The sequence below is a fragment of the Nocardia coffeae genome, from assembly GCF_019890715.1.
GTDB lineage: Bacteria > Actinomycetota > Actinomycetes > Mycobacteriales > Mycobacteriaceae > Nocardia > Nocardia jiangxiensis.
Map to the genome: position 1 here is coordinate 20,182 of NZ_JAINZY010000006.1, position 21,114 is coordinate 41,295.

Annotated in this window: 18 protein-coding genes; 8 read left to right on the forward strand and 10 right to left on the reverse strand. The window is 67.1% G+C overall.

Annotated elements, in window-relative coordinates:
- Positions 1-60 precede the first annotated feature (60 nt).
- The 3 genes from car to K7711_RS22135 all read right to left on the reverse strand — a co-directional run bounded on the left by car (position 61) and on the right by K7711_RS22135 (position 5,157).
- Positions 61-3,579, reverse strand: a complete 3,519-nt coding sequence (gene car, locus K7711_RS22125) for a carboxylic acid reductase (protein WP_222971365.1) — start codon at positions 3,577-3,579, stop codon at positions 61-63.
- A 244-nt stretch (positions 3,580-3,823) separates the two neighbouring features.
- On the reverse strand, positions 3,824-4,381 hold the full coding sequence (locus K7711_RS22130) for a TetR/AcrR family transcriptional regulator (protein ID WP_222971366.1): 558 nt from the start codon (positions 4,379-4,381) through the stop codon (positions 3,824-3,826).
- 164 nt (positions 4,382-4,545) lie between these two features.
- Complete coding sequence (locus tag K7711_RS22135; RefSeq protein WP_222971753.1) at positions 4,546-5,157, reverse strand: SACE_7040 family transcriptional regulator; 612 nt, start codon at positions 5,155-5,157, stop codon at positions 4,546-4,548.
- A gap of 132 nt (positions 5,158-5,289) precedes the next feature.
- Between K7711_RS22135 and K7711_RS22140 the strand changes: the two genes are divergently transcribed.
- The 5 genes from K7711_RS22140 (at position 5,290) to K7711_RS22160 (ending at position 11,603) form a co-directional block, all read left to right on the forward strand.
- The gene (locus K7711_RS22140; RefSeq protein ID WP_222971367.1) at positions 5,290-6,885 is read left to right on the forward strand and encodes a carboxyl transferase domain-containing protein; all 1,596 of its coding nucleotides are present in this window, start codon (positions 5,290-5,292) and stop codon (positions 6,883-6,885) included.
- Positions 6,886-7,065: 180 nt separating this feature from the next.
- Positions 7,066-9,108 carry an acetyl-CoA carboxylase biotin carboxylase subunit gene (locus tag K7711_RS22145; protein WP_222971368.1) on the forward strand — a complete coding sequence of 681 codons (2,043 nt, stop codon included), beginning with the start codon at positions 7,066-7,068 and terminating at the stop codon, positions 9,106-9,108.
- Positions 9,105-10,268 (forward strand): acyl-CoA dehydrogenase family protein, encoded by a 1,164-nt coding sequence (locus K7711_RS22150; protein WP_222971369.1) that lies wholly within the window; start codon positions 9,105-9,107, stop codon positions 10,266-10,268. The genes K7711_RS22145 and K7711_RS22150 overlap by 4 nt, the downstream gene beginning before the upstream one ends.
- Entirely contained in the window at positions 10,265-10,765 is a 501-nt protein-coding gene (locus tag K7711_RS22155) for a MaoC family dehydratase (protein ID WP_308014881.1), read from the forward strand. Before K7711_RS22150 ends, K7711_RS22155 begins: the two co-directional genes overlap by 4 nt.
- A gap of 1 nt (position 10,766) precedes the next feature.
- Entirely contained in the window at positions 10,767-11,603 is an 837-nt protein-coding gene (locus K7711_RS22160) for an HpcH/HpaI aldolase/citrate lyase family protein (protein ID WP_222971370.1), read from the forward strand.
- A gap of 13 nt (positions 11,604-11,616) precedes the next feature.
- Here the strand turns inward: K7711_RS22160 and K7711_RS22165 are convergent, their stop codons facing one another.
- Complete coding sequence (locus K7711_RS22165; protein WP_222971371.1) at positions 11,617-12,390, reverse strand: IclR family transcriptional regulator; 774 nt, start codon at positions 12,388-12,390, stop codon at positions 11,617-11,619.
- Between the two features lie 165 nt (positions 12,391-12,555).
- Here K7711_RS22165 and K7711_RS22170 point away from each other — a divergent pair, with 165 nt between their 5' ends.
- From K7711_RS22170 to K7711_RS22180, 3 genes are all read left to right on the forward strand, one after another.
- A complete protein-coding gene (locus K7711_RS22170; protein ID WP_222971372.1) occupies positions 12,556-13,305 on the forward strand; it encodes a CoA transferase subunit A in 750 nt (249 codons plus the stop codon).
- Between the two features lie 70 nt (positions 13,306-13,375).
- The gene (locus tag K7711_RS22175) at positions 13,376-14,029 is read left to right on the forward strand and encodes a CoA transferase subunit B (RefSeq protein ID WP_222971373.1); all 654 of its coding nucleotides are present in this window, start codon (positions 13,376-13,378) and stop codon (positions 14,027-14,029) included.
- The gene (locus K7711_RS22180) at positions 14,022-15,215 is read left to right on the forward strand and encodes an acetyl-CoA C-acetyltransferase (RefSeq protein ID WP_222971374.1); all 1,194 of its coding nucleotides are present in this window, start codon (positions 14,022-14,024) and stop codon (positions 15,213-15,215) included. Before K7711_RS22175 ends, K7711_RS22180 begins: the two co-directional genes overlap by 8 nt.
- Positions 15,216-15,289: 74 nt before the next feature.
- Here K7711_RS22180 and K7711_RS22185 read toward each other — a convergent pair whose 3' ends face one another.
- The 6 genes from K7711_RS22185 to K7711_RS22210 all read right to left on the reverse strand — a co-directional run bounded on the left by K7711_RS22185 (position 15,290) and on the right by K7711_RS22210 (position 21,037).
- Positions 15,290-16,429, reverse strand: a complete 1,140-nt coding sequence (locus K7711_RS22185) for an MBL fold metallo-hydrolase (RefSeq protein ID WP_308014882.1) — start codon at positions 16,427-16,429, stop codon at positions 15,290-15,292.
- Positions 16,430-16,446: 17 nt separating this feature from the next.
- Positions 16,447-17,916, reverse strand: coding sequence for an NAD-dependent succinate-semialdehyde dehydrogenase (locus K7711_RS22190; RefSeq protein ID WP_222971375.1), 1,470 nt, complete (start codon positions 17,914-17,916; stop codon positions 16,447-16,449).
- A gap of 64 nt (positions 17,917-17,980) precedes the next feature.
- Entirely contained in the window at positions 17,981-18,379 is a 399-nt protein-coding gene (locus K7711_RS22195) for a RidA family protein (RefSeq protein ID WP_222971376.1), read from the reverse strand.
- Complete coding sequence (locus tag K7711_RS22200; protein WP_222971377.1) at positions 18,376-19,236, reverse strand: fumarylacetoacetate hydrolase family protein; 861 nt, start codon at positions 19,234-19,236, stop codon at positions 18,376-18,378. Before K7711_RS22200 ends, K7711_RS22195 begins: the two co-directional genes overlap by 4 nt.
- Positions 19,233-19,739, reverse strand: coding sequence for a YybH family protein (locus K7711_RS22205; RefSeq protein WP_222971378.1), 507 nt, complete (start codon positions 19,737-19,739; stop codon positions 19,233-19,235). The genes K7711_RS22200 and K7711_RS22205 overlap by 4 nt, the downstream gene beginning before the upstream one ends.
- Before the next feature lie 23 nt (positions 19,740-19,762).
- Positions 19,763-21,037 carry an FAD-dependent monooxygenase gene (locus K7711_RS22210; protein WP_222971379.1) on the reverse strand — a complete coding sequence of 425 codons (1,275 nt, stop codon included), beginning with the start codon at positions 21,035-21,037 and terminating at the stop codon, positions 19,763-19,765.
- Positions 21,038-21,114 lie beyond the last annotated feature (77 nt).

Genomic DNA, 21,114 nt, shown 5'->3' on the forward strand with positions numbered 1-21,114 from the left:
TGACGATGAGCCGACCATTTCCCGGGGCGGGGCCGACGAGGCACCCCGCCCCGGAACGGTTCACAGCAGGTCGAGCTGGTGCAGGTCGTCGATGTATTTGACGATCAGACCGGGGGTGACCTGCGGGATCTCGTGCCGTCCGCCGACTCCGGTCTCGGCGACCGCACGCCGGAACTCGTCCGTCGGTGCGATCCCGCCGGACACCGGGGCCTGCGGCTTCTCGTAGGAGTGCAGCAGCGGCAGGAGCGAGTGCCGGCGTTGCTTCTCCGGCAGTGCCTTGATCGCCGTTTCGAAACGGGTCAGCCAGTCGGCGTAGTCGTCCACCCGCTTGATGGCGTAGCCCGCGTCGATGAGCCAGTCGACGTAGGTGTCCAGCGAAATCCCGTCGTCGTGCGGGTTGAACAGGTGGTAGGTGCGATAGCCGTCCGGGTGCTGGACGCCCAGGGTGTCCACCGCCTCGGCGCTGAAATCGACCGGCAGCCCGTCGTAGTGCGCGCGGGGTCGGGAGCCGTCCTCGCGCAGGGTGTAGAAGGACTTCGGCGCCAGGCCGGTGGCCACCAGGGTGAGCATCAGCCGGGTGAACATGTCGGGCACGTTGAGCTGGCCGGTGTAGCTGCTGTGGGCCAGGATCATGTCGGACCGGAACACCGTCACCGGCAGTCCGAACGCGTCGTGCGCCTCCCGGAGCAGGACCTCTCCAGCCCATTTGCTCATCGCGTATCCGTTGGCGTAGCCGTCGTGGACGCGCCGCGTCGAACTCAGCTCGCGGATGTCCGTGGTCTCGTCGAAGGTTCCTGGCACCATCTGGTCCGCGACGCCGAGGGTCGAGACATTGGTGAACGACTTGATCCGGGTGGTGATCGCCAGCCGGATCAGCTCGGCGGTGCCGAAGACGTTCGGTCCGAACATCTGGTCGTAGGGCAGCACGTGGTTGACCAGCGCGCCCGGGTGCATGACCACGTCGACTTCCGCGGTGAGGCGGTTCCAGGTGCTCTCGTCCAGGCCCAGCCGCGGCGCGCCGAGATCACCCGCGAGTACCTCGAGGTGCTGCTCGGCGAGTTTGCGGTAGTGGGCCAGCAGTTCGGCGTCGCCGGTGTCGAAGGTGTCGTCGAGCCGTTGACGAGCTGCCGCGTCATCGCTGCCGCGCACGACGCAGATCAGCTTGCCGCCGCGTTCGGACAGGCGCTCGAGCCAGTCGATGCACATGAACCGGCCGAGGTATCCCGTTGCGCCGGTGAGGAATACGGTCCGGGGCCCGGTGTGTTCCGGGGCGGGCAACTGCTCGGCGGCCGCGAGGATCTCGCGGTCGATGAACTTGTCCAGGCGCAGATCGCTCGCCGTGATCTCGGTCGCGCCGACGCCGTGCACCGAGCTGAAGGTCGGCAGGGTGCCGGTCTGATTCAGTTGGGCCGCAATGTAATCCGCGATCGCATGCAGGTCGTTGGCGGGGCTGATCGCGATGCTGACCGGTACTTCGACCTCGAAGATGTCCTTGAGCAGATTCGAGAACGACAGCGCCGAGAGCGAATCGCCGCCCAGATCGGTGAAGTGCGCGTCGGGGCGGGTCTCGGCATCCGAGCAGCCGAGCAACGCCCGCGCCGAGCGCGCGACCGTCTCGAATACCGGCTGGTCCTTGCCGTTGGCCCGCAGTTCCTGCAACTCCGCGGCCTCACCCTGGGCGAGTTCGAGGTAGAGCTGTTCGAGCCGGTCGCCGTAGTGTTCGCGCAACCGGGGACGCAGCAGCTTGCGGATATCTGAGAGCAGACCGTTGGCCATGCTGAACGGTTCGGTCTCGATCAAGAAGTCGCGCGGGATCTCGTAGGGCTCGAGCCCGGCGTCCTTCGCGGTCTGCTGCAGCGCCTCGACCAGCACCGGCTCGAGCGCCTCGACGTTGCCCGCCCGTTCGAGCGCCTGTTCGGTCGGCACGATCACCGCCAGCAGATACGGCCGTTCGCTGTTGCCGTACGGGTAGATCTGGCGGATGGCCGGGTTCGTGCTGAACACCGCCTCCACCTTGGACAGCGCGACGAACTCGCCTTGGGAGAGCTTCTGCACGTTGTTGCGCCGGTCGACGTAGCGCAGCTCGTCCGGGCCGGTCTCGGCCATGATGTCCCCGGTCATGTAGTACCCGTCCGCGTCGAACATCGAGGCGGTCACCTCGGGGCGGTTGTAGTAGCCGGGGAAGATGTTCTCGGTCTTGATCAGCAGCTCACCGCGCGGGTACGGCCGGTCGGTGTTGAAGTAGCCGAGTTCGGGGACGTCGGCGAGCTTGTAGTCGATGACCGGCGGGCGAATCACCTTGTCGTCCATCACCACGATGCCGGATTCGGTCGAGCCGTAGCCCTCGATCAGCGGCACGGCCAGGCACGACTGGGCGAACGCCTTGAGCTCCGCGGAGATCGGCGCGCTGCCCACCAGGCCGTGCAGCACCCGGCCGCCGAGCACCCGGTCGCGCAGGTCCGCCTTGACGGCCGCGTCCAGCTGTTCCTGGTCGTCGAATTCACTACTGCGCGTGTGCAATTCGCTCTGGTACATCTGGAACAGCATGTCGAAGATGCGCGGCACCGCGGCAAGTTCGGTCGGACGCGCGAGCGCGATGTCCTCGAACAGCGTCGACAGGTCGGCGCGCGCGGTGAAGTAGTTGATCCCGCCGCGGCTGAACGCGCCCATGATCGATGCCCGGCCCATCAGATGGCTCATCGGCATGTAGTTCACCGTGATCGACGGGAAGTCCCGGGTGCCCATCGCCTCGCCGGTCCAGTGCCCGCGCACGAGGTGTTCGTGGTACATCGCCCCCTTGGGGGTGCCGGTGCTGCCGGAGGTGTAGATCAGCAGGGTGAGCGGGCTCTGGCCGGGCTCGGGGTCGAACAGCGGTGCGGTCGGCAGATCCGCTGCGGCAGTGACGATTTCGTCCACGGTATCGATGGCCTGGCTGGTGTCGGCCAGGCGCTGGGCGGCGGTCGCGAGCGCTTCGCGGTCGTCGTCGACATCGGGATTCGCGTCGAAGACCAGGATCCGTGGCTTCGCAGGCGAGGCCAGCGCCAGTTCGAGCGCCTTGTTCAGGTAGGCCAGGCTCGTCGCGAGCACTTTCGGCGCGGTCTCGTCGACGATCGCCTGCAACGCGGGGACCACCGAGCTGGGCTGCAGCGGCACCGCGACCGCGCCGAGGTAGGTGGTGGCCAGATCCAGCGTCAGATATTCGGCGCTGGTGAAGCCGATGGTGGCGATGAATTCGCCCGGGAGGATGTCCTGCGTGGACCAGGCGGTCGCGACGGCACGCGCCCGATCCCAGACTTCGCCGTAGGTTCTGGTCGTGAAGTCCGGCAGCAAATGCGTTGTGGTCCGCCCGGTTTCGGTGTCGCGCACCAGTTCGGTCCGGCGCTGCGCGACCGCGGGGCGGTCCCGGTATCCGGTCATGAGCTGTTCGACGGTCCTGGCCAGGCCGAGGCCGGGTGCGCGCACGGCCGCGGTGACCGCATCGAGCGGTAATGTCTCTCGGAACTCACGGTCGGACGCTCTGAGCTCCGCCTCCAGCCGAGCTGCCCTGTCCTGGGGGTCTTGCTGATCCTTCTTGGTCACGCCATCACCAGCTTCCGTAACGAGCTGCGGGTATCGGTCCAATACGGCTCTGGGAGAAGGGAAATCGCTCTGCCCCTGCTCGGACTCACCGGACCCCAGAACCTATTGCTTGACTGTACTGTCAAGTAATGTAATTAGCACGGCGAAGGACTGTGAGACTCCGCTCACTACGAAGGGTGATGATCGGGCGCGCAAGTGGGAACTCTGGTTGCCCTGAAGCCGCCGAGGGCCCGGCCGCTCGCGTCTAGGGTGTGGTGTTGTCACCAGGGGGTCGGGCGATCAGCGGCCAGAGGAAATCGACACTGTCCCGGTCGATTTCGAGGGACGTGCCGGCCGTCTCGAAGTGGTCGACCAGTTGCACCCCGTACAACATCTTCGCCGCAAGCGCGCAGTCGAGGTCGGCCCGGACCTCTCCGCGTGCCCGCATCGTCTCGAGTAGATCGGTGATCTCCCGGACCGGGGGTTCGAGCAGGTACTCCCGCAGCAGTTCGCGCAACTCGGGCAGGCGGTGGCTCTCGGCGAGGATGGTGGCGTACAGCAGGCCGCGTTCGGGCTCGTCGCGTTGATGCAGCAGTTCCAGCACGCGGACCAGCCGCTCCTTGGCGGGCAGATCGTGCCAGGCGCGCGGCATCTCCGGTAACTTGCGCTCCAGTGTGCGGCGCACGGCGTCCACGACCAGTGCCTGTTTGGTCTCCCAGCGCAGATAGACCGTCGGCCGGGTGGTGCCCGCATCCGCGGCGATCCTGGCCAGCGACATGCCCCGGTAGCCGTCCTCGACGAGTCGGTGAATGGTCGCCTTCACGACCGCTTCCTCGATGCCCGGCATGCGGGGCCGTCCCGCTGCTGGGGCCCGGTCGGTGGTTTCAGCCACTATCACCTCTGGGTCTGTCTCGACGAGCCGCCCCATCGTACTGTCCGCATGTCCGATTCGGGTGCGGATGCGTATCGCCGGTAGCGGGAGTGGGGTCATACGCCGGGGGCGAGGGCGGCGACGGTCATCCGCCGCAGCACGTCCCGGGTGAGGGTCGGGGACGTGCGGCCCATGCTGTGTGGCGTGGAGTTGATCAGTCCGAAGATCGCGTGCGCCTTGGTGCGCGCCTCGGTCTCCGACAGGGGCGGGTCGGTTTCGCGCAGCACCTGCACCCACAGTTCGACGTAGCGGCGCTGGTACCGGCGCACCTGGCGGCGGGCGGCATCGGGCAGTGAGCCGAGGTCGCGGTCCTGGATGCGGATCAGATCGGATTCGCCCAGTGCGAAGTCGAGGTGGAATTCGATCAGGCCGGCCAGGGCTGCGGTGGGGACAGTGGCCGCGTCGACGACATCGGTGCCGCCCTCGAACAGTCGCGCGCTGATCCCCACGAGCAGTTCGACCAACACCGCCTCCTTGTTGGGGAAGTGCCGGTAGACCGCGGGCCCGCTGATGCCGACCGCGGAGCCGAGATCCTCGAGCCGGACCCCGGTGTAGCCGCGTTCGGCGATCAGGCGTGCGGCCGCGGTGAGCAGCTGACGCCGCCGGTCGGCCTTGGCCAGACTGCGCCGGGTGAGCCTCGGCTCGTCGCTCGGTTCGTGGTCGGGCAGCACCGCAGGATCTCCTCTCCGCGCAGGGGGTGTGGACAACTCAGTTAATCACAGTTATCTTAAATTCGGTGATCGAGGATTAACCGAATCGACTCGACGGTCACGAATGGCCGGAATACGACGGGCGGCGAGATGGGTGTGGACCGGGACGGCAACAGGGCCGAACACGAGCGGTTGGTGGCGGAACTGCGCGACAACCTCCGGGTGGCCGCACGGGGCGGCGGTGAGAAGGCGCGTCAGCGGCACATCGACCGCGGCAAGCTGCTGCCGCGGGACAGGGTGAACACGCTGCTCGATCCCGGGAGCCCGTTCCTGGAACTCTCGCCGTTGGCGGCCAACGGCCTGTACGACGACCAGTGCCCGGGTGCGGGCATGATCTCCGGCATCGGGCGGGTCTCGGGCCGCGAATGCGTGATCGTCGCCAACGACGCGACGGTCAAGGGCGGCACCTACTACCCGATGACGGTGAAGAAACATCTGCGCGCGCAGGAAGTGGCGTTGCAGAACAATCTGCCGTGCATCTACCTGGTGGATTCCGGCGGCGCGTTCCTGCCGCGACAGGACGAGGTGTTCCCGGACCGGGAGCATTTCGGGCGGATCTTCTACAACCAGGCCACCATGAGCGCCAAGGGGATCGCCCAGATCGCCTCGGTGATGGGCTCGTGCACCGCGGGCGGCGCCTACGTTCCGGCGATGAGCGACGAGGCGGTGATCGTGCGCAATCAGGGCACGATCTTCCTCGGCGGCCCGCCGCTGGTGCAGGCGGCCACCGGCGAGGTGGTCACGGCCGAGGAACTCGGCGGGGGCGATCTGCACTCGAAGGTTTCCGGGGTGACCGATCACCTCGCGGTCGACGATCAGGACGCGCTGCGCATCGTGCGGAACATCGTCGCCACGCTGGGCCCGCGCACGGCGCGGCCGTGGGAGGTGGCCCCGACGCTCGATCCGGTCGCGGACCCGTCCGAGCTGTACGACGTCGTGCCCACCGATTCGCGCACGCCGTACGACGTGCACGAGGTGATCGACCGGGTGGTCGACCGCGGCGACGCGCCCGGCGGTTCGAGCTTCCAGGAGTTCAAGGCCGAGTACGGCAAGACGCTGGTCACCGGTTTCGCGCGGATTCATGGGCATCCGGTCGGCATCGTCGCGAACAACGGTGTGCTGTTCGGTGAGTCGGCGATGAAGGGCGCGCACTTCATCGAGCTGTGCGACAAGCGCAGCATTCCGTTGCTGTTCCTGCAGAACATCACCGGGTTCATGGTCGGGCGCGAATACGAGGCCGGTGGTATCGCCAAGCACGGTGCGAAGATGGTCACCGCGGTCGCGTGCGCGCGGGTGCCGAAGTTGACCGTGGTGATCGGCGGTTCGTACGGCGCGGGCAATTATTCGATGTGCGGGCGGGCGTATTCGCCGCGGTTCCTGTGGATGTGGCCCAATGCCCGGATCTCGGTGATGGGCGGCGAGCAGGCGGCCTCGGTGCTGGCTACGGTGCGCAGCGACCAGCTCGACTCCTCGGGCAACCCGTGGTCGGCGCAGGACGAGGAGGCGTTCAAGGCGCCGATCCGGGAACAGTACGAGGCACAGGGCAACCCGTACTACTCGACCGCGCGCCTGTGGGACGACGGGATCATCGACCCCGCCGACACCAGAACGGTTCTCGGACTGGCACTTTCGGTGTGCGCGAACGCACCGATCGAGCCGGTGTCCTACGGCGTATTCCGGATGTAGCGGTGGATCGGATGACTATGACGGCGACTGACGGCGAGGTTCGCCTGTTCCCTACCGTGCCGGTGGCCCGATCGGGCAGATGTGACGAGATGACGGTGAGCAGATGAAGACGACAACGGCGGATAACGAGGCTCGGCCGTTCCGCGACGTGCCCGCGGCCGATCGGACCGAGGTGACGACATGACGGTGAGCGGGATGACGATGACAACGGCGGATGGCGAAACCCGCATCTTCCACACCGTGCTGGTGGCCAATCGGGGTGAGATCGCGGTGCGGGTCATCCGGACGTTGCGGGCGATGGGGATTCGGTCGGTCGCGGTGTACAGCGAGGCGGACGCGGATGCGCGGCATGTGCGGGAGGCGGATGTCGCGGTGCTGCTGGGGCCCGCCGCGGCGCGGGAGAGCTATCTCGACATCGGCAAGGTGGTCGAGGCCGCGCGGCGGACCGGTGCGCAGGCGGTGCATCCGGGGTACGGATTCCTTTCCGAGAATGCCGGTTTCGCCGCCGCCCTGGACGCGGCGGGGATCGTGTTCCTCGGTCCGTCCGCGCACGCGATCGAGGTGATGGGCGACAAGATCACCGCGAAGAACGCGGTCGCGGCATTCGACGTGCCGGTGGTGCCGGGGATCGCGAAGCCCGGTCTGACCGACGCCGACCTGATCGCCGCCGCCGCGGACATCGGGTATCCGGTGCTGGTCAAGCCCTCCGCGGGTGGTGGCGGCAAGGGGATGCGGATGGTCGAGGATCCGGCCGAGCTGTCCGCCGCACTGGTCAGCGCGCGTCGGGAGGCGGCGTCCGCATTCGGCGACGACACGTTGTTCCTCGAGCGATTCGTGTTGCGGCCCAGGCATATCGAGGTGCAGATCCTCGCCGACACACACGGCAACGTGATCCATCTGGGCGAGCGCGAGTGCAGTCTGCAGCGGCGGCATCAGAAGGTGATCGAGGAAGCTCCGTCGCCCCTGCTCGACGAGGCGACGCGTGCCCGGATCGGCGCCGCGGCCTGCGACACCGCGCGCAGTGTCGAGTACGCGGGTGCGGGGACGGTGGAGTTCATCGTGTCCGCGGATCGCCCGGACGAGTTCTTCTTCATGGAGATGAACACCCGGCTGCAGGTCGAGCATCCGGTCACCGAGCTGGTCACCGGTCTGGACCTGGTGGAATGGCAGGTGCGCGTCGCGGCCGGGGAGAAGCTGACGATCGCGCAGGAACAGATCACGATGACCGGGCACGCGATCGAGGCGCGCGTCTACGCCGAGGATCCCGCGCGCGGCTTCCTGCCCACCGGCGGCACGGTCGTGGATCTCGTCGAACCGGCCGGTTCCGGGGTGCGCGTCGATTCCGGCCTGCGGGTGGGCACGATCGTCGGCAGCGACTACGACCCCATGCTGGCGAAGGTGATCGCCTACGGCGCCGATCGCGCGGCGGCGCTGCGCGGGCTGGATCGGGCGCTGGCCGAGACCGCGGTGCTCGGGGTCGTCACCAATATCGAGTTCGCGCGCTTCCTGCTCGCCGATCCGGACGTCGTGGCCGGTCGCCTCGACACCGGGCTGTTGGACCGGCGGGTGGCGGATTTCGCCGCCGCGGAGCCCTCGGACGATCAGATCATCGCCGCCGGGGTATATCGCTGGTTGAGCCTGTGGCCGAGCGGCGCTGCCGACCCCTGGGATGTGCCGACCGGATGGCGGGTGGGCGGTCCGCAACCGACCACCGTCCGGCTCGCGACCGCGGGCCGTGTCGTGCACGTCGGCATCACCGGCAGTCCCGACGCGGCGGTCGTCGCGATCGAGGACGGCCAGGCCCGGTCTCTGACCGCCTCGCTGGCCGGGGCCGAGCTACGCGTGACGATCGGCGGCCTCGGTGCGACGTACCGGGTCGCCGAAGAGAACGAAAGTCTCTGGCTGGCAACGTCTTCGGGCGTAGTGACGATCCGCCAGGTCGCAGAGGAGAATGTGCGTACCGGCGACGCGCACGCCGGAGATGCGGAGCTGACCAGCCCGATGCCGGGCTCGGTCATCGCGGTCGGTGTCGAGTCCGGCGCCGTGGTCACCGCGGGCACGACGATCGTGGTCGTCGAGGCGATGAAGATGGAGCACGCGCTCACCGCACCCGTCGACGGCACCGTCGAGATCCATGTCTCCGCCGGCGACCAGGTCAAGGTCGACCAGTTGCTGGCCCGGGTGATTCCCAACGAGCAGAACGAGAAGGACGACGAGAAATGACCGACTATCTATCCACCGGGGCGCTGCCGGACGAGTACGCCCAGCTGGCGAAGACGGTCCGCGACTTCACCCGCTCGGTGGTCGCGCCGGTCGCTGCCGAGCACGACGCCAACCACACCTTCCCGTACGAAGTGATCGCGGGGATGGCCGAACTCGGCCTGTTCGGCCTGCCGTTTCCGGAGCAGTACGGCGGGCAGGGCGGTGACTACTTCGCACTGTGCCTCGCGCTCGAGGAACTCGCCAAGGCCGACCAGTCCGTCGCGATCACGCTCGAGGCGGGCGTCTCGCTCGGTGCGATGCCGGTGTACCGCTTCGGCAACGAGGAGCAGAAGCAGGAGTGGCTGCCGCAGCTGACGAGCGGAAAGGCTTTGGCCGCTTTCGGTTTGACCGAGCCGGGCGCGGGCAGCGACGCCGGGGGCACGCGCACCACCGCACTCGCGGACGGTGCGGACTGGGTGATCAACGGCAGTAAGCAGTTCATCACCAACTCCGGCACCGACATCACGAAGCTGGTCACGGTGACCGCCGTGACGGGTGTGAAAGACGGTGGCAAGAAAGAGATCTCGACGATCCTGGTGCCCACCTCCACGCCCGGTTTCACTGCCGAACCGGCCTACAACAAGGTCGGCTGGCACGCCTCGGACACCCATCCGCTCAGCTTCGACGACGTCCGGGTGCCGCAGGAGAATCTGCTCGGTGAGCGCGGGCGCGGCTACGCGAACTTCCTGCGGATCCTCGACGAGGGCCGGATCGCGATCGCGGCGCTGTCGGTGGGCGCGGCGCAGGGGTGCGTCGACGAATCGGTCCGGTATGCCAAGGAGCGCGAGGCATTCGGCCGGCCGATCGGTGCGAATCAGGCGATCGCGTTCAAGATCGCCCGGATGGAGGCGCGTGCGCACACCGCCCGCACCGCCTACTACGACGCGGCGGCATTGATGTTGTCGGGCAAGCCTTTCAAGAAGCAGGCGTCGATCGCGAAGCTGGCCGCGAGCGAGGCGGCGATGGACAACGCCCGCGATGCGACGCAGATCTTCGGCGGCTACGGATTCATGAACGAATACGCCGTGGCACGGCACTACCGGGATTCGAAGATTCTGGAGATCGGTGAGGGCACCACCGAGGTGCAGCTGATGTTGATCGCGCGGGAGGCGGGGTTGTGAGCGAGGAATCGGTGAATCAGCCGCGCCGGATCGTGCAGCGCGGCTTGTGGTTCGAGGAGTTCGAGACCGGCGCGGTGTACGAGCACCGGCCGGGGCGCACCGTCACCGAGGCGGACAACGTGCTGTTCACCACGTTGACGATGAACACCCAGGCGCTGCATCTCGACGCCGCGTTCGCCGACGATCTGCCGCCGTTCAACGCGCGACTGGTGAACTCGATGTTCACCCTGTCCACCCTGGTGGGGTTGTCGGTGGCGCAGTTGACCCAGGGCACCATCGTCGGCAATCTCGGATTCTCGGAGATCGCGTTCCCCAAGCCGGTGTTCCACGGCGACACGTTGTACGCGGAGACCGAGATCCTCGACAAGCGAGAGTCGAAGAGTCGCCCGGGGGAGGGCATCGTCACCTTCGCGCACACCGCGCGCAATCAACACGGTGACATCGTCGCGACCGCGGTCCGCAAGACGCTGGTGCGCACACAGCCGGAAGGACAGTGAGATGGATTCGACGCAGGAGTCCTGGACCCCGGCGGGTCCGGCGTGGTTGTTCTGCCCGGCCGATCGGCCCGAACGGTTCGCCAAGGCGGCAGCTGCCGCGGATGTGGTGATCCTGGACCTCGAGGACGGCGTCGCGGCGGCGGATCGCGCGGCGGCGCGGCGGGCGGTGATCGATACACCGCTCGATCCGGAGCGGACCGTGGTGCGCATCAACGCGCACGGCACCGAGGATCAGCGCCTGGATCTGGAGGCGTTGCGGGAGACCCGCTACACCCGGGTGATGTTGCCCAAATGTGAGTCGGCGGAACAGGTTTCCTCGCTCGCGCCGCGCTCGGTGATCGCGTTGATCGAATCGCCGCTCGGCGTGGTGACGGTCGCGGAATCCGCGCGGGCGGCCAATACGGTGGCTGTGATGTGGGGTGCGGAGGATCTGATCGCGGGTCTCGGCGGTACAGCGAGCCGCCGCGCGGACGGCACGTACCGGGACGTCGCGGTCCACCTGCGTTCGACGTGTCTGGTGGCCGCGAAGGCATACGGCAAGCTGGCGCTGGACGGTGTGTTCCTGGACATCAAGAATCTCGACGGGCTGCGGGCCGAGTCCGATGACGCCGTCGCGGTCGGATTCGAGGTGAAGGTCGCGATCCATCCGAGTCAGGTGGCGGTGATCCGTGCGGCATACGCGCCCACTGACGAGGAATTCGATTGGGCTAGCAGGGTTCTCGCGGCAGCGGGGAGCGAGCGCGGCGTCTTCAGTTTCGAGGGCAAGATGGTCGACGCTCCGGTGTTCCGGCATGCGGAGCAGATCGTGCGGCGAGCGGGGGACCGGGCGCTCGGCTGAGCGCGCAGGTCGATCAGAGAGATTTGAGCCGAACCGAGAGGCGATGGGCATGCTCCAGCAGGAGTGTGCCCAGCTCGGTTCGTCTCGGCTCCCGGAAGCGGGTCTCCACACCGGTGAGGCTCAGCGCCCACGCGGGACGTTCGCCCCGATCGAAGACCGCGGCCCCGATGCCCCAGCTGCCCTCGACGATCAGTCCCGGGTTCACGGCGTATCCGTCGGCCAGGGTCGTCGCGATCCGTTGGCGCACTTGCACTTCCGAATGCACTTCACCCCATTCGGGGGTGAGGTCGGTGTGGCGCAGGTAGTCGTCGACCTCCCGGGCCGGGAGGTGACTGAGAATGGCCAGGCCCGCCGAGGCCACGCCCAGCGGGAAGCGTTTGCCTTCGTGCAGGACGTGCGAACGCAGCGGAAAGCTGCCCTCGCGGCACAGAATGCAGACCGTTTCGTCGCCTCGATGGGCGGACAGGAAGGCGCTCTCCCCGGTGAGCCGGGCGAGCTGATCGACGATGTCGCGGGCCTGGTCGGTGATGTCGTATCGGTTCGTGGCCACCGCGCCCAGCAGATACAACTCGGGTCCGAGCGACCAGCGTCCGGTCTTCGGATCCCGATCCGCCAGGCCCTGTTCGGCCAGCGAGACCAGCAGTCTGTGGGCCGTGGGGCGCGCCAGGCCGGTCGTATTCGCCAGTTCGGTGGTCGACGCGCCGTCGGACCGGTACGCGCTGATGGCGCGCAGCAGACGCGCCGCGCGTTCGACCACGTGCGAACTTTCCTGCGTCGACCGAGCCATACCCCGAGCATAGGCGCACGCGTTCACTATGTGGACGCCAGGGTGGCGATCCGGTCGAATGTCGAGCACTTCAGGCGAGATGCTTCCCAGCTAGAGCCACGATATTGTTCACTACCGGGGAACGAGTACGACGTCCGTTCAGTGGACGAAAGGTGCGGTAACCCAGTGGCGGTGAAGATATACGGTTCGGCGGCCGAGGCCGTCGCGGACATTCCCGACGAAGCCTCGCTCGCGGTGGGCGGATTCGGCCTGTGCGGCATCCCGAACGAGTTGATCGGCGCGCTGGCCGATCGCGGGGTGTCCGGGCTCGAGGTGTTCTCCAACAACTGTGGCGTCGACGACTGGGGTTTGGGAATCCTGTTGTCGGCCGGGCGGATTCGTCGCGTGACCGCGTCGTACGTCGGTGAGAACAAGGAGTTCGCGCGGCAGTATCTGTCGGGCGAGCTGGAGGTGGAGTTGACTCCGCAGGGCACCCTGGCCGAGCGGCTGCGCGCCGGTGGCGCCGGAATTCCGGCGTTCTACACCCCCGCCGGGGTCGGCACCCCGATCTCCGAGGGCGGGCTGCCGTGGCGCTACAACTCGGACGGTTCGGTGGCGATCGCGTCGCCGCCCAAGGAGACCCGTGAGTTCCGCGGCCGCAGCTACGTGCTCGAAGAGTCGATCATGGCCGACTATGCGCTCGTGCACGCCGAAATCGGCGACACGCTGGGCAATCTCGTCTTCGACAAGACCGCGCTGAACTTCAATCCGCTGGCCGCGATGGCCGGCCGGACGACGATCGTGCAGGTCGAGAAGCTCGTCCAGCCCGGTGAGCTGAACCCGTCGCAGGTGCATCTGCCGGGCGTGTTCGTCCAGCGGCTGGTGCACACGGGGACGCAGGAGAAGCGGATCGAGAAGAGGACGGTATCGGCATGAGCGGTCAGGCGCGGAGGAGGCAGCGGAGCGTAACCACGCAGCGCCCCGCTCATGACGGAAAGGATGCGGCATGAGCTGGACGCGTGAGCAGATGGCCGCCCGTGCTGCGGCCGAGATGGTCGACGGTGAGTACGTGAACCTGGGGATCGGACTGCCGACCCTGATTCCGAACCACCTTCCCGAGGGCGTGAACGTGGTGTTGCACTCGGAGAACGGCATCCTGGGCACCGGTCCGTATCCGACCGAGGACGCGGTCGACCCGAATCTCATCAACGCGGGCAAGGAAACCGTGACGGTGAACCCGGGGGCGGCGTTCTTCGATTCGGCGTTGTCCTTCGGCATGATTCGCGGCGGTCACATCGACACCGCGGTCCTGGGCGGTATGCAGGTTTCGCGCGAGGGCGACCTGGCCAACTGGATGGTGCCGGGCAAGATGGTCAAGGGGATGGGCGGCGCCATGGATCTGGTGCACGGCGCCCGGCGCGTCATCGTGGTCATGGAGCACACCGACCGCGACGGCGGACCCAAGATCGTCGAGCGGTGTTCGCTGCCGTTGACGGGCAAGGCCGTGGTGCAGCGGATCATCACCGATCTGGGTGTCATCGATGTGCAGGACGGCACGCTGGTGCTGCGTGAGCTCGCGCCCGAGGTGACCGTCGAACAGATCACCGCCGCAACCGGTTACGAACTCATCGTCGCTCTGGAGGAACGAGCCAATGTCTGACGCACACACTTCGGTCATCGTCGCCGGCGCCCGGACTCCGGTCGGCCGGCTGCTCGGCGGTCTGTCCGGCTTCAGCGGTTCGGATCTGGGCGGTCTGGCGATCAAGGCGGCGCTGGACAAGGGCGGCGTCGCGCCCGAGCAGGTCGACTACGTGATCATGGGCCAGGTGCTGACCGCGGGAGCGGGCCAGATTCCGGCGCGTCAGGCCGCGGTGGCGGCCGGTATCCCGATGGACGTTCCGGCGCTGACGGTCAACAAGGTGTGTCTGTCGGGCATCAACGCGATCGCGTTGGCGGATCAGCTGATTCGCGCGGGGGAGTACGAGATCGTGGTCGCCGGTGGCCAGGAGTCGATGAGCCGTGCGCCGCATCTGCTCACCAAGAGTCGCGAAGGCTTCAAGTACGGCGACGCGACCCTGGACGACCACATGATCGCCGACGGTCTGCAGGACATCTTCACCGGTCAGGCGATGGGGACGTTGACCGACGCCCGCAACGCCGTGGACGCGATCAGCCGCGAGGATCAGGACGCCTTCGCCGCCGCCTCGCATCGCAATGCCGCGTCGGCCTGGAAGAACGGTGTGTTCACCGACGAGGTGACGCCGGTGTCGGTGCCGCAGCGCAAGGGCGATCCGATCGTGGTGAGTCAGGACGAGGGGATCCGGGCCGACACGACCGCCGAGTCGCTGGCCAAGCTCCGCCCCGCCTTCGCCCCGGACGGCACCATCACCGCGGGTTCGGCCTCGCAGATCTCCGACGGCGCTGCTGCGGTGGTCGTGATGAGCAAGGCCAAGGCGCAGGAACTGGGTCTGAGCTGGATCGCGGAGATCGGCGCGGCGGGTGTGGTGGCCGGTCCGGATTCCACCCTGCAGGAGCAGCCTGCCAACGCGATCGCCAAAGCCTGTGCGCGCGAGGGTATTTCGCCGACCGATCTGGATCTGGTGGAGATCAACGAGGCGTTCGCGGTCGTCGGGATCGCCTCGGCCCGCAAGCTCGGCATCGATCCGGAGAAGGTGAACGTCAACGGTGGTGCGATCGCGATCGGCCACCCGCTGGGTATGTCCGGCGCCCGCATCGTGTTGCACCTTGCGCTCGAGCTGAAGCGTCGCGGCGGCGGTGTCGGCGCGGCGGCCCTCTGCGGTGGCGGAGGCCAGGGCGACGCGCTCATCGTTCGATCGGCCGGTTAGTCCGAGCCCGAGCGGGCCCATCCAGGAGGCGTCTTCGAGATGGGCGCTCGGATTCGATGCCGCCTTCAGCACAGTCAGATCATGAAGCGCTGAAGATCGGAGCCGACGGTGACCCGTCCCTCGTAGCCCTGTTGCGCCCAGTTTCTCCATCGCTGTGGGTCGAGGGTGTGTGCGGTGAGATCCCCGATATGGCTGAGTACCAACTGCGGCACCTCGGCTTTCGACGCGATGGCGCCCACCTTCTGGACTTCGACGTGAGAGTCGAGGAGGTGGTTGGTGAGCCGGGGATCGCCCGCGAAGCCCTTGATGTTGATCGCCTCGTGGACGAGAATTTCCGAGCCGCGGGCCAAGACGGGGATGTTGTCGGTGTAGGTGGTGTCTCCGGAGAAAGTGATCGCCCCATGGTCTGTGTCGAACCGGTACGCATAAGCGGGGAAAACCGGTCCGTGTGGCACCAGGACCGCGGAGACCTTCACCCGGTCGTCCTCCATGACGGTGAACGGCTGCATCACCGGCGCGGTATTCGTGTAATTCGCGCCGACGGCCGTCGGCGGCAGCACTTCGTGGACGTCGATGAGACTGCTGGTCTCACGGATGCCGGAGTCACGCATGAACACATTTGTGCTGTAGGCGTAGGCATTGTTGCAGTGTTCGGTGAGATCGGCGAGTCCCGGGGCCGGATCGGCCGGGGACTGTGTACGGCCTTGTCCGCCGCCGGGAAACTCGGGGAGGCCACCTGCGCGGCCGGGACCGTAGATCGGAGTTCGGTCCGGGGTCGTGTCCGCAGTCCCGGGCGACGCGGCGCCGCCGAGCAGGAAGAAGTTGTAGTAGTCCGCGATGTGGTCGGCGTGCAGATGCGTGAGGAAAACGGCGGCGAGGTCGGCGAGCCGGAGACCGGAGGTCACGTACTGGGTGAGCGCCGATCGCCCGGCGTCGATCAGGTACACCTTGCCCGCGACCACCACGGCACTCGAGATTCCGTGACGCGAGCGATCGGGCTGCGGGCCTCCCGCGGTTCCGAGAAGCACCAGTTCGGTGCCGTCGTGTCCGCCGGAGGAAGGGGACCTGGCGGGTGCGGGCGAGATCGAACAACCCGATGTCATACCGGCGACGAACGCGCCGATGCCGCCCAACGCTGTGCGTCGCGACAGCCGCGGGCCGTCGATCCCGGTGAGAGGATGATTTCCGGTGGTAGGCGTAGCGCAGTCGCACACGGTGATCGAACCTCCGATCACCCGAACGGATCGGGAGTCATGGTGTATTTGGTCTGCAAATACTCCTCGATGCCTTCGATGCCGCCCTCGCGTCCCAGGCCCGAGTGCTTCCAGCCGCCGAAGGGTGCCGCCGCGTTGGATACGACGCCGACGTTGAGGCCGGTCATGCCGGTTTCGAGGCGTTCGATCATGCGTTGGGCGCGGGCCAGGTTCTCGGTGTAGACGTAGGAGACCAGTCCGTATTCGGTGGCGTTGGCGATTCGCAGGGCCTCGTCCTCGTCGTGGAACGGGACGATCGCCAGGACGGGGCCGAAGATCTCCTCGTGCAGGATCCTGCTCTGAGCGGGAACATCGCCGAGAACCGTTGCGGGAAAGAATGATCCAGGTCCCGCCACGGCCGTCCCGCCGATGTGCAGGGTGGCTCCTCGATGCACCGCGTCACCGACCAGATCGTCCGCCTTGCGCACCGCGCGGTCGTCGATCAGGGGGCCGATGGTGACGCCGTCCTCGGTGCCTCGGCCCATGGTGAACGTGCGTACTCGGTCGGTGACTCGGCGGGTGAATTCGTCGACGACATCGCGGTGGACGATGAATCTGTTCGCCGCGGTGCAGGCTTGGCCGACATTGCGGAATTTCGCGGCCATCGCGCCGTCGACCGCGCGGTCCAGATCGGCGTCGTCGAATACGAGGAACGGGGCATTGCCGCCGAGTTCCATCGAGGTGCGCAGGACATTGTCGGCCGCCTGCGCCAGCAGTAGCTTGCCGACCGGCGTGGATCCGGTGAAGGAGAGTTTGCGCAGCCGCGGATCGGTGATGATCGCCGCCGAAACCGGTCCGGCGGATGTGGTCGTGACGACGTTGACCACTCCGGCGGGAAGTTCGGCCTCCCTGAGGATTTCGGCCAGGAACAGTGTGGTGAGCGGAGTGAGTTCGGAGGGTTTGATCACCACGGTGCACCCGGCGGCCAAGGCGGGCGCGATCTTCCGGGTTGCCATGGCGAGTGGGAAATTCCACGGGGTGATGAGATAGCACGGCCCGACCGGGTGTTTCGTGATGATCATCCGCCCGGAGTTCTCGGGTGTGTTCCCGTAGCGGCCGGTGACCCGGGATGCCTCTTCGCTGAACCAGCGCAGGAATTCGCCGCCGTAGGCGACTTCGCCCCGCGCCTCCGCGAGCGGCTTACCCATCTCGATCGTCATCAGCAACGCGATGTCTTCGGCACGCTCGCGAACGAGTTCGAATGCCCGGCGCAGGATTTCCGCACGAGCACGCGGCGGTGTGGCCGCCCACGCGGGAAACGCGTCACATGCGGCGTCGAGTGCGGCACGCCCGTCCGCGACATCCGCGTCCGCGATCTGTTTGATCCGCGCCCCGGTCGCGGGATCGTGGACCGCGAACCGAGCGCCGGTGCCTGCCGGACGCCACGAGCCCCCGATCAACAACCCATCGGGAACCTCCGCAAGCAGTTCGGCTTCGCTCGCGCTCATGGGTACTCCTCGAATTCTCTTGGCGGCGTTGAAGAATGGGTGTGCGCCTCCGGCGGGGATGCGATCACCGTGCGGCGGAATCGCCCAGGACCGCCAGCAGATCACAGTGGATCCGGCTGCCACCGTCGAGCTGGGCGGCGACGGCTTGACGGGCCGGACGGTTCGCGGGGTCGGGGAACATCGCCAGCCATTCCCGGTTGAGCGCGGCGCGGTCGCGGTAGTCCGCGAGCCAGAACGTCATCTTCAGGATGTCGTCCGTGGTACCTCCGGCCGCGGCCAGCAGTGCGCGCACGTGCTCGAACACGTTGGCGCACTGCTGATCCAGGCTGTCCGGCAGCTCGCGGGTGACCGGATCGCGTCCGGTCAGCACACCGGAGGCGAGAAAGGGGCCGATGCGGCTGCCGACCGGGATGGGGTTGGCGTGCGCGAATCCGGGCGGATCGACGCTGACGCGGCGAGTCATGCCCGCGCCTGCGCGATCACCCGGTTCTCGATGACGCCCAGTCCGGCGATCTCGGCCCGCACCACATCGCCGGGCACCAGGAAATCGCCTGTGGGAGCGCCGATTCCGGATGGTGTGCCGGTGGCCAGGATATCGCCGGGCATCAGTGTCATGACCTGGGTCAGGTAGGCGATCTGCGCGTAGATGTCGTAGATCATGTCGTCGGTCGACCAGTCCTGGCGGATCCGGCCGTTGACGGTCAGGGTCATGTGCAGGTCGAGCGGATCGGCGATCTCGTCATCGGTGGTCAGCCACGGCCCGATCGGACCGTGCGTATCGAAGGATTTGCCGAGGGTGAATGTGGGGGAGCGCTTGTGCAACCAGTCGCGCACCGAGACGTCGTTCGCGACGAGATATCCCGCGATGACCGATCGGGCGTCCTCGACCGGCACATGACGGCACTGTCGTCCGATCACCACGCCGAGTTCGATCTCGTAGTCGAGTTCTTCGGAGACATCGGGTTTCACGATGGCGTCGTAGGGCCCGACGATGCAGGAGGTCTGTTTGTTGAACCACATCTGGCTGGTCGGAATCGGAATACCGGCCTGCCGGGCCTCCTCGGCGTGTGCCCGGTAGTTCATGCCGATGCCGAGATACTTCTGCGGGTTGTCGATCGGCGCTTCGAGCACGACATCGGTCAACGCGTGGCTCGGGCCCTCGGCCGCGATGATCGAGTCCTTCAGCTCGTCGAGCCGGGGCAGGATCGCGCGCAGCGAGGTTCCGACACCGGGGACCTCCGAGATGTCGGTGAGGCGATCACCGTCGACGCGGCCGAGCCGGGATGGGTTGTCGCCGAGGCGAAATCGGGCGATTCTCATGATTGTCCGGCTCCGCTCTCCGCACGGGTGTCGATGGTGTCGCCCTCGTCGTCGGCTACGAGTTCCGAGGCCAGGGCGGGCCAGAGGTGCTCACCGTCGGGGGTCAGCTGGAAGTTCAGGAACACCCACGCGCCGTCCGCGCGACGCCGCAGCACCTGCGTGGCCATCCCGGCGACCACGCGCTCACCGCCCTCGGGCGTGCGCAGCCGGTTGATCAGCCGCCCGGTCATGATCGCGACCTCCGCGCCGATCAGCCGCACCCGCAACTTCTCCCGGCGCATCTCGATGTACGCCTGACGTTTCTCGACGTGCTCGAGCAGCTGCGCCTTGCTGTGCGTCAGCCCGGGAGCATGGATGTGCACCAGCGATTCGTCCATCAGTTCGCTCAGCCCGGCGGTGTCGGCGGCCATCAACGTCTCGTGCCGCCGCTTCTCGACCGCGAAGATCTCCTGCCGGGTCTGCTCGTCCGCGGTGGTCACCGGCGTGGGTTCGGATTCGGTCATCTCGATCCTTCCTGCGATGCGGGTCAGCGCGCGGTCTGTGCGTATTCGGTGCGGAATCCCGTTGCGGCGCCGGCCTCGTGGCCGGGGCGCGGCTGGCCTACCAGAGCGTGGTACTTGCTGAAGATCTCGTCGGCTTCGGCCAATGGCAGGACGTCCTCGATGTCCTCGAACGGCTCTCCGTTCGTGCGCTCCTCGACCATGCGCCGGATGACCTCGTAGCCCTCGCCGCGGTGCGACAGGACGATGCCGTTGACCATGGCCAGGCGCTGCGCCTCGAACGCGACGAGCGCTTCGTGCGGATCCTCGATCGTGGCGAGCTTGTCGGCCAGTGCGGCGCCGTCGACGATCGACTGGCACGCGCCGTTGCCTCCTCGCGGGTACATCGCGTGCGCGGCGTCGCCGATCAGGACGACCCGCCCGTCGACCCAGGTGTCGAGCGGTTCGTGGCGGATCAGCGGGAACAGGTAGACCTCGCCGGCGTCGCGCAGCATCTGCTGCACGTCCAGGATCGGGATCTCGGTCCGGTCGTAGTAGGGCAGGATCTCCTCGATCGAGCCGAGTTGATTCCAGTCCTCGACCGATTCGTCGCGGGTGGCCTCGACGACCCAGTTGACCAGGGTTTTCCCGCTGCCCTGCCAGTCGTCGGCGATCGGGTAGACGATCATGCTGGAGATCTGCGGAGCGCCGATGTGCAGGATCGTGCCGCCGGTGCCGAACGGTTCCATCAGTGTGGTGCCGCGCCACATGGTGATGCCGGAGTACACCGGATCCGCGCTCTCGGGATGCATCTGGCGGCGGACCACGGATTTGATGCCGTCCGCCGCGATGACCACATCGGCGGTGATCTGCTCGGTGGACCCGTCGATGTGCTCGATGTCGAGGGTGACCTTCTCCCCGTCCTGGTGGTATCCGAGCGTGCGGGCGCCCAGGACCACCGAATCCTCGCCGAGGCGTTCCAGCAGGGTCCGGTACATCAGCATCTGCAGCACGCCGCGATGCACGAACCGCTGTTCGTGCAGGTAGCCCATGTGGGTACCGCACAGCTCGGCGTAGATCTCCTGGCCGTACTTGTTGTAGAAGACCGACTCCCGGGCATCGACCGAGATCGCCCGGAACTCCTCGAACAGATCCAGCTCCTGGAACTCCTTCGTGCCGTAGACCTTGACGTCGATCCCGACGCCCAGGGGCCTGAGCTCGGGCACCGTCTCGTAGATCCGCGGGCGGAAGCCCTTCTGGTGCAAGCGAAGTGCTGCTGCTAGACCGGCCGGGCCGGCGCCGATGATGGCGATGTCGGTCATCGTTTCCTCGTTCTGCTGAGTGTTGTTCCGGTGAGCGTTGTCACGCTTCGAAAAATGTGTATGATTTCGAAAACAGT